Genomic DNA, 12582 nt, shown 5'->3' on the forward strand with positions numbered 1-12582 from the left:
GTGATGGTCCATCTCGGCGTTCAGGGCGCGCTCGGCCAGCGCCTTCTTCAGATCGTCGAGCAGGCCATTGGTGTCGAAGGCCGTCTTGGGATCGGCACCGGCCAGCAACTGGTCCAGCAGTTCGTCACGAATACGGGGGGCTTTGCGTCGGGCCATCGGGAACCTCCATAGGGTCCATCATGACCGCCCCCACACGAAACCCCTGACACTCCCCGATGCACTGGTCCAGCAGCCATGCGTTCAGCTCGTCGTAGCTCTTCACCCGGAGCCGGGGGGTGAAGAAGCGTTCCCGCACCAGCCCGACCTGGTTCTCCACCTGACCCTTCTCCCAGCCGGACGCCGGGGTGCAGGCAACGGGATCGACCAGGTAGTGGCTGCACATCTGCAGGAAGCGGCGATTATAAGCCCGCTCCTTGCCCACGAAGATCGCATCGACCGCGGTCTTCATGTTGTCGTAGATGCCGCGCGTGCAACAGCCCTTGAAGAAGGCGAAGGCCCGCGCCAAGTTTACGCAGGCTGCGCACGCTTGCCATCGTGGGCGTCGAACACCATCTCCTGCGTCTCGCGCGGATAGGCCCGCACGAACAGCATCCGCGAATGGCACAGCCGCACATGGGCGACGCGCACCGACACCGTGGTGCCGTTGATCAGGACAATCTCGTGGCTCCAGTCGAACTGGTAGGCCTCGCCGGGCGCGAAGCTCAGGGGCACGTAGGCCGCAGCCGTCATCGTCGCCTGCGCCCGCCGCCAGCCCTTGGCATAGCGGCGTAGCGCATCGTAGCTGCCCTCATACCCCCGGCCGCGCAGTTCCTCGAAGATGCGGATCAGCGTCAGCCGCTCCCGCGCCGGCTTCCCTTCGTTGCCGGCGAGCAGCCCATCCAGGGCCTCCCGCCAGGGCCCTATCCGCGGCAGCGGCTGCACCTCCCGTTCGTAGCTGAAGGCCGTCGCTCCGGTCCGCAGCACCTTGCGCACCGTGTTCCGCGAAACGTGCAGCTCCCGCACGATCTCCTTGATGGACTTGCCGCGCACGAAATGCTCGCGCCGGATCCGTGCAATCGTATCCACGCCCTTCATCCCCAGCCCGCCCGTCGCAACAAAACGACGGACCATGAGCCAAGAGGGGGGTCAAAATTACACGCCGATCCCCCTCACAACGGGGTCAATCTTCCATGCCGAAACACAGGCAATTGGCATGCCCTGCTTCACGGCTTGCCGGATGCGAACCGTGAACGCGCCATGGCGGTTCTGGAAGACGCCCCACCCCGGCACCGGGCCGGGGCGGACGCCGAGCAACTCATGCACGCCTTCGCAGCGGGAATCGCGGGCATCGGGTGACCCGACCTCTACAGCCTGATGTCCCCCGGATTGCCGCGAGCCAGAATCTCGATGCCCTTGAATTGTTCCACATTGTCGGCCAGCAGCTTCTTCCAGGCGCCGTCGCGCTGGTCTTTGTCGAAGCCGTAGACGATCACGCGGACATCGGGAGGGGAGGACAGCGTGAGCGCAGCACCTTCCGCTACTTTGCGCACCACCGGTGCCACAGCCCGCGCGCCGTCGCTCATTTGGGCCAGGGCTACGAGGTTGCGGGCGATGAGCGCGTAGCTATCGATCACCGGTGCCGCCTGTTGTCCAAGACGAGTGCGGTAGGTCTCGATCTGCCGGACGATTGTCTTCTCCCCGGAGGTGCGCAACTCTGGGTTGCCTAGCATCTTCGCTTCCCAGAACATCAGCTTCACGCTCGTCCCGGCGTCCTCGAAGGTGGCGATGTCGATTCGGGGCACGCTGCGGCTGCCGGCCTCGGCCGGAAAAGCGATCTCGACATCCACCACGTTGGCATTGGCATTGACGATCGCCTGCACGCCGACCTTCTCATCCCCTGCAAACAGGCCAGCGGCCCGCTTCAGCTTGGGCAGCGTGCCGTCGGGTACATAGGTGCGGATCAGGGCGTTCAGGCCGTCCAGTGCGAAGGTGCCGGTCTCGGTGTCGAGGGTCACCTGGCCGGACAGATCGGGGGCCAGCAGGTACTTCGGGTGCGTGGTAGTGACGATGTGCCCCTGCTTCATCTCCACTTTGAAGATGGATTGGCCGCGCCAATAGACATTGAGATAGTCGTCTCGGACGCCGATGACGAGGCTCTTGTCACGGAGTACGTCCCGCCACCATCCGGGGCGGGTTGCCAAGTGCGCGAGAGCCTCCATCATGCCCGGCTTGCGGATGCCGCGCCTGAACTCTGCCATTCATACCTCCCACCATTCGCCGTCGCGCCGCACGACGACGTTCTCGAACAAGGATGGAAACCGGTCCGCCTCGAAGGTGTGGATCGGCACCATAACCCGCGGCGCAATAGCAGCAGCGAGCCGCTTTAGATCGGGGACAGAGGCGTGGCCCGAGGTGTGGATAACCTCGAAGCCGATGCCCTGCGCCTTGAGCGTCGCGACGAGCGCCGCGGTCTTTTCCTCCTGGAGATAGCCGGCCCATTGCGACCAGACGGCGTGCGCGCCGTTCAGGCATTCGGCCTTCATCAAATCGTCGAGCAGGCTCGCCCGGAACAGAGTGACATAGCGCTCAGGATGGGTCGCGAGGTCCCGCGGGAACAGACGGCCCGCCTTGTGCCGCTCGATCAGATCGAAGCGATCGGTTTTCTTCACCTTGAGGCGTTGGTGCCAAGGCATAAACAGCGCCACGTCGGGCCACGAGGTCTGGGGAACCCGGCCCTTTGCAGTGGCGTGGAGCATCTCGGCGGCGTAGAGGTCGACCACCAGCGTGCGGCCGTTGCGCTTTGCCGCCCGAAAGATCGTGACCACCCGGTCGATGTTTTGAGCCGAGGCTGCCACCAGGACCATGCCCGGCGTGCGGCGGATGACCTCCGCCAGCTCCACCTCAATCTCCGCCTCGGTCGGAAAGCGAGCCTCTTCATCGAGCCGGCCGAGGCTGGATCCCTCCATGAGCATCACGTCAATGCCGCTGGGCGGCTGGCCCACCAGCAGTTCGAACAAGGCGCCCTTGCGGCCGTGGCTCCGGATGTCACCGGAGTAAAATAGCCGTCGACCGCCAGCGTCGACCGTGAGTGCATAGGCGTCGAAGGCGGAATGATCGACCAGGTGAGGGGTGATGGTAAACGGGGCAATGGAGAGGGGACGATTGTCCTGAAGATGAGCGGCGGCCTTGAGAGCCGGCACGTCGGGGATGAAGAAGGAAGCCGCGGCGAGAATGCGCTCGGTCCCAGCGCCCATGAAGAGGGGCGGCCTGCTTGCCATATGGCCAAGCAACCCCCAATGGTCACGATGGCCGTGAGAGAGCACGACGCCGAGCAGAGACGGCTCCGGGGCGGTAAGACCTGGCACCTCCGGCAGCAAGACTGGGGCGTGGGAGGTGGTCGCGAGCGGGAGACCAAAGTCGAGCAGCAGGCGCCGCCCCTCCGCTTCCAACTCCACGGCCGTGCCGCCAATCTCCCGCGTGCCGCGATGGATACGCGCCCTCACGTAGCCCCTCCCGGAGCGAAAAGACTAAGGACAACGGCGCAACGAACTGGAGCAGGAGCCGAGCGAATGTGGCGCTCCAAGCGTGCAGATCGGATTCGACCGTTGGCCCTGAAGGAAAAGGCTCGAAACAAGAGGGGACCCCCGCCGGCACGGTGATATGGATGTTGAGTATACTCCGTGGTAAAATACTCTTCAAGGGCTAGCTCTCTCGGGCATGGAGATCCGAGAGGTGTTCGCCCGCAATCTGAGAGCACTGAGGCAGGCGAAGGGCTTGTCACAGGAAGAGTTGGCGCACCGGGCAGGGATCGACCGAACTTACATCAGCTCCCTTGAGCGCTGCGTATATAGCGCTAGCATCGATGTCGTGGATCAAATCGCGCGGGCGCTTGGAATATCGGCCGCAAACTTACTCGACAAATCAAAGAGCGACATCACCGAATAGATTTCAGACACTGCAATATGATCTTCACAAATATTTCAATATACAAAGCGAAATTCAGGCGATCAAGCAAACTAACGTTTCGTAATTTAAGAAATACAACTGCGGCGCGTGAGCGCGACAAAAAATGCAGCGCCTGGGCGACCACCGGCGCAAATGCCGACACACGGCCGTCGAGCCGACCGATGCGATGGCCTCAAGCCTACGGCAGGCCCTCGCGGTCCGCCCCCCGGGTCTCATCATGATCTTCGGCAGATATCTCCAAACGTGCAGTATCAAGGTGTCGGCGTCATGTGTCGGCGCCGACCCTAATTGCAGAGTACCCGGCCGCAGCGGTTTGGATCGGCCTTAAGCAAGCTGAATGGCTCTATCGGGGAAGGGCGCAAGCGTTAACATGTACCACAAAGTCAGCAATCGTCCGTTGCCAAGGAACAAAAATGGCATCAACCTGCGGGAGGGCACTTGCCCATGGGAGGCGAGGACCTCGCCCTACAGAAACGCAACTACCGCACCCATCGGCTGACTGCGTCGCTGGATCCGATGTCCCGCGCGTGTGAGGCGGCTTGTAGCGAGGGCAGGCCGGGCGGCATCCTTTAGCAGAGCCGCCCGGCGCCTGCCCGCCCGAACTGTCAGGGCTTGGGCAAACTTGTTGTGTCACTACCAATACAATACTATATAAAGCAAGCTCGATACAAGCACGACGGCGCATACAATGACCCAACCGATGCGCATGTCTGTCCTCCAATCGATCCGTCAACGCTCTCATTTTGCTGGAGCGGCAGGACTACGTCATCACCCAAACGGGTCATGAGGCGAAATAGCGCCAAGGTGTAAGGGTGAGCACGGCGGCTAAAGTTAGGGGCCTGGCACCCGCTTTGTGTGCGCCACACATGGCGTGCGGGGATGAGCGAACAATCTATAGTGGAAATTTCCGCAGAGCGAAGGCTCGCCGGGCGCACCGCGCGGGAATGGGCGCCGGGCTCGCCCATCTACTCCCGCCACGGCGCGGATCAGATGCGACGCAGTCGTTGAGAGCGAAACGGATGCTCCCTCTCGACCTTGCAGACGATGCGCCACGTTCGGAGCACTGGGCCCACGAGGCGCACTTACTCAAGCAAAAACATGGTAATTTCGACAACCGCGACGGCGAGCAGAGAAATAACGCAATAACTATTGCCTTGCCATAGCTTCTGCCTCTGCCGCCGAACAACACCCCCTACAATGTGGGATTGTGGCTGCCCTTGACCTCACGGATCGCATTGCAGATTAGGTTGAACCGACATCGCTCGCGCGCTGACAGTGATGCCAACGTGAACCGCTAACGTTCAGAAATTACTTTACGATTCGCTGCGGCGTCGCGATTGCGTGGCGCCCCTCCGACGGAAGCCCTAGAGATTCGCGGGGACGTTAGTTCCGCCGGGCCAATCGCACGCCCGGGCCGCCGTCTGTGGCGACTTCTCCTTCCGCTATAAATATGATTCCAGATCTCTCCAGCGCGGCGCGGATCGTGGCCACAGTCTTTTCGCGGAGCGCTTCACCTCTTTCTAGGCGCGCAATCGTATCAGGAGAAACCCTCGCCATTTCGGCGAGGTCCCGAACCCCCAGGTCGAGCGCGGTGCGGGCCATTCTGCATTGGACTGGCAGCAAGTCATAACCTCGTTACGATTTGTGTTGATGTCTATCATCGGTTGCAGCTATCGTATCGACGTTACGATCTAGCAACAACGGCAGTGGCAATGCCCTCTTTCAACCTCTCCGTGATCATGCGCCGCGCTTGGGAGCTTCTGCGGCAATCCATGGCGCCTTACAGACGGCCGGCCTTCGCGGCCCACTTGCGACAAGCTTGGCACGAGGCACGCAACGCCCCGGTTACGCCATGGGAGGTACTGCAGCGCTATGTGCCCGTAGAGCGGGGCTCGGACCGGGCCGAAGTCCTTCGCCGCGCCGAGCTCGCCTTGACGGCGGCTCGTTCGACGGCGGCGCGCTACCGGAACGCACCCGAGGTCCGCGATGCCTATGCAGCTCGCAAACGCTCCCATGACATCGAGCGCCTCAACGCGCTGGAGCGCATCGTCGCTGCCGAGAAGGTCGCGGCCGGGATCGCCGCCAACTATACCGCGAAGCGCGACCCCTCCGGCTACGTCCTGAAGCGTAACGGCGTGGAATTCGGCCGGCTGATCGGCTCGGCCCGCTCGCTCACCTTCACCAGCCCCGACACGGCCCTCGCGGAGCGAGTATGTAGTACAGTGGTGGCGTGGGGCGGCATCCTGGCGGCACTCGCTACGGTCCGCGCTGCAGACGAAGCCTTGCGCCTTGCTCGAGCTAACCGCACCCACGGCGTCGGCTGATGCGCTCATGGCCCAAGTATTTGATTACCTTGATACCCTCTATCGGGCACCGGTGCTCCTTCTGACGATCCGGCCCTACCCCAAGCGCGCAGCCCCCTAGGCCTGTGTACTGCGCGAGCGACGCACTTGGGCAAGGGCTCCCTTCTCCCGATACTGAACGGTTCGGGATAGCTCGGCAGGCAGCCCGCATTCTGAACCGACGGACCGGAACACCCAACTGCCCCCCAATCCCCCGCTGCACGAGAGGTGGCGCCAAGACGTGAGCGCATTTGTCTCCTTCCGGCGCGGCCTTCTACTACCTAGCGCGCAATGATCTGCCGGTGCTGAATTGTGGCCCGGCGCACACGCGCAATGCCTGAATCGCAGTGGTGGACGCCTCCGGCTCTGCTCGGTGGCAGTTCATTTTAAATTCCCTAACCTCAATGCCATCGGGCAAATTAATCCCTGCTCCCTGGCGGAGGGAATATGCAAAAAAAGTTTGCCGCAGCAGAGCTCTGACCCTGCCCAAAATTCGCCAACTGCGAATACCATTCCAAAATGCGCTGCAGATTCCCAACAGAACAGGGAAGATTGCGCCTCTGGGCCCTGGGTGAGGCTAGGCTTCAAGAGACTCCGCTGAGCTGCGGTCGTTAGGCGGTGGGAGCGGGGCGTGACGGAATGTGTGATTCTAGATGATCTCGCAGGTTTCGGGCCCCCTAAGAGCCATCACCGACTATCGCTGCAGCGACCAGCCTCGGCCATTGTCGCTCACCTGCTGGCTCGCACCGGACCGAGCCAGGCGAGCATAAGGCTTGTGAGGCATCTTATCGGTAGGTTTAACCTATGTTATTTGTCTAACTCTCACTGCGGCCTTTAGAGCGGCACGCGAGATTCTTTAAATTCTCGCCTCTGGCTTCAGAATCTCTTTCCCGGGATGGGGTTAAGCTTCGATCGGTTTGCTGTTTCCACAAGATCGGAGTGCCGACCGCGGCACGTCCCTTTGCGGCCAAGCTCGCGCGATTTTCAGGAGGGGCTCGTGCGCACACCCTCCTGTACCGCCAAGACAAGCGCATGAGCCAAGTCCCAAGCCGGTGAAGCCATCGGGGGTCGTGTTTTCCCGACGAGCGCCAAAACAGTCGCTATCTAGGGGTCATCGTCAATCCCAAGGGCGCTAATACGCTCGCGTTGATTCATCGGGCCCTCTGATCTAAAAAGGCGCGCGTTTCAGACGAACCTTCCGCTGTCCGGCGTCACCTGTCCGAGGACCGTTCTTGACCTTGCCCACAGACCCGATCTTCGTCACCGGCGCGGCCGGCTTCATTGGCGCTGCCGTCGCCGAGCGGTTCCTGGCCATGGGGTATGCCGTCATCGGCATCGACGATCTCAACGCCTATTATGACGTGCGCCTCAAGGAGGCCCGTCTTGCCCGGCTCCTCGCTCACCCCAGCTTCCGCTTCGAGCGCCTGACGCTGGCCGACCGCCCTGCCGTGGCCGAGCTCTTCGCCCGCCACCGCCCCGCTTATGTGGTCCACCTCGCCGCCCAGGCGGGGGTGCGCTATTCCATCGATCACCCCGAGAGCTACATCGACTCCAACCTCGTCGGCTTCGCCAACGTGCTGGAAGGCTGCCGCCGGACGAACGTCGCGCATCTCGTCTACGCCTCGTCCTCCTCGGTCTACGGCGCCAACACCGACCTGCCGTTCCGGGTCGAGCAGAATGTGGACCACCCCATCAGCCTCTACGCCGCCACCAAGAAGGCCAACGAGCTGATGGCGCATTCCTACGCTCATCTCTACCGCCTGCCGGTGAGCGGGCTGCGCCTGTTCACGGTTTACGGCCCGTGGGGGCGGCCGGACATGGCCGTGTTCCTGTTCACCGACGCCATCTGGCATGGCCGGCCCATCAAGGTGTTCAACAACGGCGATATGCAGCGCGACTTCACCTTCATCGATGACGTGGTGGATGCCGTCGTGGCCCTGCTGCCCCGCCCGGCCGCGCCGGATCCCGCCTGGACCGGCGCGGCGCCCGATCCCGCCACGTCGAACGCGCCCTACCGGATCTACAATGTGGGCAACCACAGCCCCGAGCCACTTATGGCGCTCATCGGCCATATTGAGGAGGCGCTCGGACGCAAGGCGGAGCTGGACTTCCAGCCCATGCAGCCGGGCGACGTGCCGGCCACCTTCGCGGACGTGGAGAGCCTCGCCGCTGCGGTGGATTTCGCGCCCCGCACGCCGCTGAAGGAAGGCATCGACCGCTTCGCCACGTGGTACCGCGACGTCTGGCTGGGCGAGATCGTCGCGGCTTAGGAATTATCGAACCAGAGCCCTTGCGCGGCCACGACCAAAGCGGGACATGATGATCGACGAAATGTCGAGGGCGAAGGGCCGTCCAACGTCATGTGCGATCGTGGCCCCGGTGCCGGACGTCGACGCCTTTCGTGCCGAAGCAACGAAGGCGCTTCGCCTCCCCAAGGTCCCGGAACCTGAATTGAGGGCGGATGGAAGCAGGTCCTACGTGTGGGAAGGTTATATTTCCCCTCTGAGCACGATCATCGTTCGCGACTTCGCGCCGACAGGTCGCCCGGGCGTGATGGTGAAGCGGCTCGAAATGGTACCCGCCGGCCGCTAGCATCCGCACGCCACAGGCGCGCCTGGGCTCAGCCCTGCCGGCTCGCCTCGACCATTGCCGCCACCGCATCGCCCGCGGCGGCGAGCAACTCGGGCTCGCGGGCGCGGACCACGAGATTGGTCTTGTAGCGGCCGTCGGTCTCGTCGCGGAACGGGTAGGAGCCGATGATGGCCTTGGGATAGGCCTCGGCGATCTTGCGCAGCGGGGCGGCGATGTCGCCTTCCTTCGCCTCGGCGAGGATGGTGCGCGAGAGCATGGGACGGCCCTTCTCCAGCTCCGGCAGCACGGCCTCCAGCATGGCCTGCATGATGCGCGGCACGCCGGCCATGACGATGACGTTCTCGATGCGGAACCCAGGCGCCTTGGATACCTCGTTCACCACCAGGCTCGCGCCGTGCGGAATGCGCGCCATGCGCAGGCGCGCCTCGTTCAGATCCTTCTCGGCGATGTATTCGAGCAGCATGGCGCGGGCGCGCGGGTCCACGTCGATGGAGACGCCGAACGCTTTGGCGACCGAGTCCGCCGTGATGTCGTCGTGGGTCGGGCCGATGCCGCCGGTGGTAAAGACGTAGGTGAAGCGGGGCCGCAGCGCATTCACCGCGGCGACGATGTCGTCCTCCACATCGGCCACGATGCGAACCTCGCGCAGGTCGATGCCCACGTCGGTGAGTCGCTCGGCGATATGCCCGATGTTCTTGTCCTTGGTCAGGCCCGAGAGGACCTCGTCGCCGATCACGATCACCGCAGCCGTGACCGAATGCGCGTCGTCTGCCTCGTCCATTTCCCGAACCTCTGCCCTAGCCGACATCAACGACCCTGCGGTTGCCCATTTTCTCGCCACCCAGAAAGCGTGAGCGGCACCTTCACTGCGCTTTCCCGTTTATCACTTCTTTGGCACGATGTTTGTTAAGTTCGAGGGGAGCTTCCCCGAGGGCGCGGAGTGACGGTCCCAATGCGGCATGCGTTCGACGAAATGTCCAGTACCGACGGGGCCGTGCGGCCCGCCTACGAGACCCTCAAGCGCTGGCTTGCCGAGGTGCCTCAGGATGTGCTGGACCACCGCCGCAAGGAAGCGGAATTCATCTTCCGCCGAATCGGCATCACCTTCGCCGTCTACGGCGAGCAGAATGCGCAGGAACGGCTGATCCCGTTCGACATCGTGCCGCGCATCATCACCAAGGACGAATGGGGCCGCCTGTCGCGCGGCCTCGAGCAGCGCGTCAAGGCGCTGAACATGTACATCAAGGACGTCTATTCCAAGCGCGAGGTGCTCAAGGCGGGCGTCGTGCCGGAGAACCTCGTCTACCAGAACCCCGCCTTCCGCCCGGAGATGAACGGCCAGCGGGTGCCACACGACCTCTACGTCCACATCGCCGGCATCGACATCGTCCGCACCGACCCGGACACCTTCTATGTGCTGGAGGACAATGCGCGCACGCCCTCCGGCGTCTCCTACATGCTGGAGAACCGGGAGATCATGCTCCGCCTGTTCCCGGAGCTGTTCTCCATGCACAAGGTGGCGCCGGTGGAGAATTACGCCGACGACCTCCTCGCCACCTTGCGCTCGCTCTCGCCCCAGAGCGGGAACGAGCCCAACGTGGTCATCCTCACCCCCGGCATCTACAACTCGGCCTATTACGAGCACTCCTTCCTCGCCGACAAGCTGGGCGTGGACCTCGTTGAAGGGCGCGACCTGTTCGTGAAGGACGGGGTGGTGTTCATGCGCACCACCGAGGGGCCGAAGCGGGTGGACGTGATCTACCGCCGCCTCGACGACGACTTCATCGACCCCCTCGCCTTCCGCCGCGACAGCGTGCTCGGCGTGCCCGGGCTCATGAGCGCCTATCAGGCCGGCAACGTCACCCTCACCAACGCGGTGGGCACCGGCGTGGCCGACGACAAGGCGGTCTATTCCTACATGCCGGACATCATCCGCTTTTATCTCGGCGAGGAGCCGCTCCTGCCCAACGTGCCCACCTGGCGCTGCCGCGAGGAAGACCACCTCAAATACGTGCTGGAGCATCTGGCCGAGCTGGTGGTGAAGGAAGTGCACGGCTCCGGCGGCTACGGCATGCTGGTGGGCCCCGCCGCCGACAAGGCGCAGATCGAGAAGTTCCGCGAGAAGCTCATCGCGGACCCGTCCAATTTCATCGCCCAGCCGACCCTGGCCCTCTCCACCTGCCCCACCCTGGTGGAGAAGGGCATCGCGCCTCGCCATGTGGATCTGCGCCCGTTCATCCTCTCCGGGTCGGACAAGGTGCGTATCGTGCCGGGCGGCCTCACCCGCGTCGCCATGAAGGAGGGCTCGCTCGTGGTCAATTCCAGCCAGGGTGGCGGCACCAAGGACACCTGGGTTCTCGACGCATGAGCGCGAACGCTCAAGCTATGGGTTCTCGACGCATGAGCGCGAACGCTCAAGCTATGGGTTCTCGACGCATGAGCGCGAACGCTCAAGCTATGGGTTCTCGACGCATGAGCGCGAACGCTCAAGCGATGGGTTCTCGACGCATGAGCTTGGACGCTCAAGCTATGGATCACGGCCGCATGGGCGCCCCGGCCCATGCAGCGGGCATGCGACGCGCAGGCGCCCCGGCTTTCTCCCCCGCTGCGGCGGAAGCCGGCGCGCCGCCCGGCTCCGCCGACGCATGACCCGCCCCCGGATGCGCCACATCATCCGGGTGCAGGACGCCTGAGCGCGGCTCCACCGCGCCTCGCAACCTCTCCTTCCGCAACGGGCTCCCCATGCTTTCCCGCACTGCCGACAACCTCTACTGGCTGACCCGCTACGTCGAACGCGCCGACTGCCTGGCGCGCATTCTCGACGTGTCCCAGCGCCTCGCCTACACGCCCGTGACCTACGGCGGCTCCACCAACGAATGGGGCTCCGCCGTGCTCACCGCCGGCTGTGCCGAGGATTTCGTCGCCCGCTACGGACCGCTGGAGGAGGCAAAGGAGGAGAACGTCGTCTCCTTCCTGGCCTTCGAGGCGGAGAATTCCTCCTCCATCCGCAACTGCTTCGAGGTGGCGCGCACCAACGCCCGCTCGGTGCGCACCGCGCTCACCTCCGAGATGTGGGACGTCATCAATTCCGCCTGGATCGACCTTCGCAACTTTCCCAACCGGGCGTTGACGCGGGACGAGCTGTCGCGCTTCCTCGCCTTCGTGAAGGAGACCTCGCTCAGGTTCGACGGGGCGACCTTCCGCACCATGCTGCGCAACGACGGCTACTGGTTCGCCCGCTCCGGCGCCCAGCTGGAGCGCGCCGACAACACCGCCCGCATCCTCGACGTGAAGTATCACGTGCTCCTGCCCGACAAGGAGCACGTGGGCGGTCCGCTCGACTATTTCCAGTGGGCGTCCATCCTGCGGTCGGTATCGGCGCTCACCGCGTTCCATTGGGTCTACCGCGACAGCGTGAAGCCCTGGCTCGTGGCCGACCTGCTCATCCTCAACCGGCAGATGCCGCGCTCGCTGGCGGCGTGCTACGATTCGCTCGCCCGTAATCTCGACGACATCGCCTCGCTGTATGGTCGGCAGGGTCCGTCCCAGCGGCTCGCCCGCTCCATGCTGGCGCGCCTGACCAACCGGACGATCGACGACATCTTCCAGACCGGGCTGCACGAGTTCATCACGGACTTCATCTCCGACAACAACAAGCTGGGCGCGGAGATCGCCGAGCAGTATCTGACCTGAGGCGGCGGAC

General features: G+C 63.7%; 10 protein-coding genes and 2 pseudogenes. 6 read left to right on the top strand and 6 right to left on the bottom strand.

Annotation, left to right across the window (positions count from 1 at the left end; genetic code table 11):
* The 4 genes and pseudogenes from ABLE93_RS24840 to ABLE93_RS24855 form a co-directional block, all read right to left on the bottom strand.
* Positions 1–156, bottom strand: a pseudogene (locus ABLE93_RS24840) (IS256 family transposase); the annotation flags it as partial.
* Positions 157–214: 58 nt separating this feature from the next.
* Positions 215–1074: pseudogene (gene istA / locus ABLE93_RS24845) on the bottom strand (IS21 family transposase); the annotation flags it as partial.
* A 269-nt stretch (positions 1075–1343) separates the two neighbouring features.
* Positions 1344–2237, bottom strand: coding sequence for a hypothetical protein (locus ABLE93_RS24850; RefSeq protein WP_348842379.1), 894 nt, complete (start codon positions 2235–2237; stop codon positions 1344–1346).
* A complete protein-coding gene (locus ABLE93_RS24855) occupies positions 2238–3482 on the bottom strand; it encodes an MBL fold metallo-hydrolase (protein WP_348842380.1) in 1245 nt (414 codons plus the stop codon).
* Positions 3483–3696: 214 nt separating this feature from the next.
* On the opposite strand from ABLE93_RS24855, the gene ABLE93_RS24860 reads away from it, so the two are divergent.
* Positions 3697–3924, top strand: a complete 228-nt coding sequence (locus tag ABLE93_RS24860; protein ID WP_348842381.1) for a helix-turn-helix domain-containing protein — start codon at positions 3697–3699, stop codon at positions 3922–3924.
* A 1404-nt stretch (positions 3925–5328) separates the two neighbouring features.
* On the opposite strand, the gene ABLE93_RS24865 is transcribed toward ABLE93_RS24860, so the two are convergent.
* Positions 5329–5547 (bottom strand): helix-turn-helix domain-containing protein, encoded by a 219-nt coding sequence (locus tag ABLE93_RS24865; protein WP_348842382.1) that lies wholly within the window; start codon positions 5545–5547, stop codon positions 5329–5331.
* Between the two features lie 329 nt (positions 5548–5876).
* Between ABLE93_RS24865 and ABLE93_RS24870 the strand changes: the two genes are divergently transcribed.
* The 3 genes from ABLE93_RS24870 (at position 5877) to ABLE93_RS24880 (ending at position 8879) form a co-directional block, all read left to right on the top strand.
* Complete coding sequence (locus tag ABLE93_RS24870; protein WP_348842383.1) at positions 5877–6269, top strand: hypothetical protein; 393 nt, start codon at positions 5877–5879, stop codon at positions 6267–6269.
* A gap of 1256 nt (positions 6270–7525) precedes the next feature.
* Positions 7526–8557: an NAD-dependent epimerase gene (locus tag ABLE93_RS24875; RefSeq protein WP_348842405.1), complete on the top strand. Its 1032-nt coding sequence runs from the start codon at positions 7526–7528 to the stop codon at positions 8555–8557.
* Between the two features lie 46 nt (positions 8558–8603).
* The gene (locus ABLE93_RS24880) at positions 8604–8879 is read left to right on the top strand and encodes a hypothetical protein (RefSeq protein ID WP_348842384.1); all 276 of its coding nucleotides are present in this window, start codon (positions 8604–8606) and stop codon (positions 8877–8879) included.
* A 28-nt stretch (positions 8880–8907) separates the two neighbouring features.
* Here the strand turns inward: ABLE93_RS24880 and ABLE93_RS24885 are convergent, their stop codons facing one another.
* A complete protein-coding gene (locus ABLE93_RS24885) occupies positions 8908–9660 on the bottom strand; it encodes a competence/damage-inducible protein A (protein WP_348842385.1) in 753 nt (250 codons plus the stop codon).
* A gap of 171 nt (positions 9661–9831) precedes the next feature.
* Here ABLE93_RS24885 and ABLE93_RS24890 point away from each other — a divergent pair, with 171 nt between their 5' ends.
* Together ABLE93_RS24890 and ABLE93_RS24895 are read left to right on the top strand one after the other, a co-directional pair.
* A complete protein-coding gene (locus ABLE93_RS24890) occupies positions 9832–11247 on the top strand; it encodes a circularly permuted type 2 ATP-grasp protein (RefSeq protein ID WP_348842386.1) in 1416 nt (471 codons plus the stop codon).
* A 374-nt stretch (positions 11248–11621) separates the two neighbouring features.
* Positions 11622–12572: an alpha-E domain-containing protein gene (locus ABLE93_RS24895; protein ID WP_348842387.1), complete on the top strand. Its 951-nt coding sequence runs from the start codon at positions 11622–11624 to the stop codon at positions 12570–12572.
* Positions 12573–12582 lie beyond the last annotated feature (10 nt).

Origin of the sequence: Xanthobacter pollutisoli (assembly GCF_040044995.1) — a bacterium.
Classification (GTDB): Bacteria; Pseudomonadota; Alphaproteobacteria; order Rhizobiales; family Xanthobacteraceae; genus Xanthobacter.

Excerpts from the sequence above, each read along its gene's own strand:
- ABLE93_RS24895 (WP_348842387.1), top strand. The coding sequence starts at position 11,622 with ATGCTTTCCCGCACTGCCGACAACCTCTACTGGCTGACCCGCTACGTC.
- ABLE93_RS24890 (WP_348842386.1), top strand. The coding sequence starts at position 9,832 with ATGCGGCATGCGTTCGACGAAATGTCCAGTACCGACGGGGCCGTGCGG.
- ABLE93_RS24850 (WP_348842379.1), bottom strand. The coding sequence starts at position 2,237 with ATGGCAGAGTTCAGGCGCGGCATCCGCAAGCCGGGCATGATGGAGGCT.
- ABLE93_RS24885 (WP_348842385.1), bottom strand. The coding sequence starts at position 9,660 with ATGGACGAGGCAGACGACGCGCATTCGGTCACGGCTGCGGTGATCGTG.
- ABLE93_RS24865 (WP_348842382.1), bottom strand. The coding sequence starts at position 5,547 with ATGGCCCGCACCGCGCTCGACCTGGGGGTTCGGGACCTCGCCGAAATG.
- ABLE93_RS24880 (WP_348842384.1), top strand. The coding sequence starts at position 8,604 with ATGATGATCGACGAAATGTCGAGGGCGAAGGGCCGTCCAACGTCATGT.
- ABLE93_RS24860 (WP_348842381.1), top strand. The coding sequence starts at position 3,697 with ATGGAGATCCGAGAGGTGTTCGCCCGCAATCTGAGAGCACTGAGGCAG.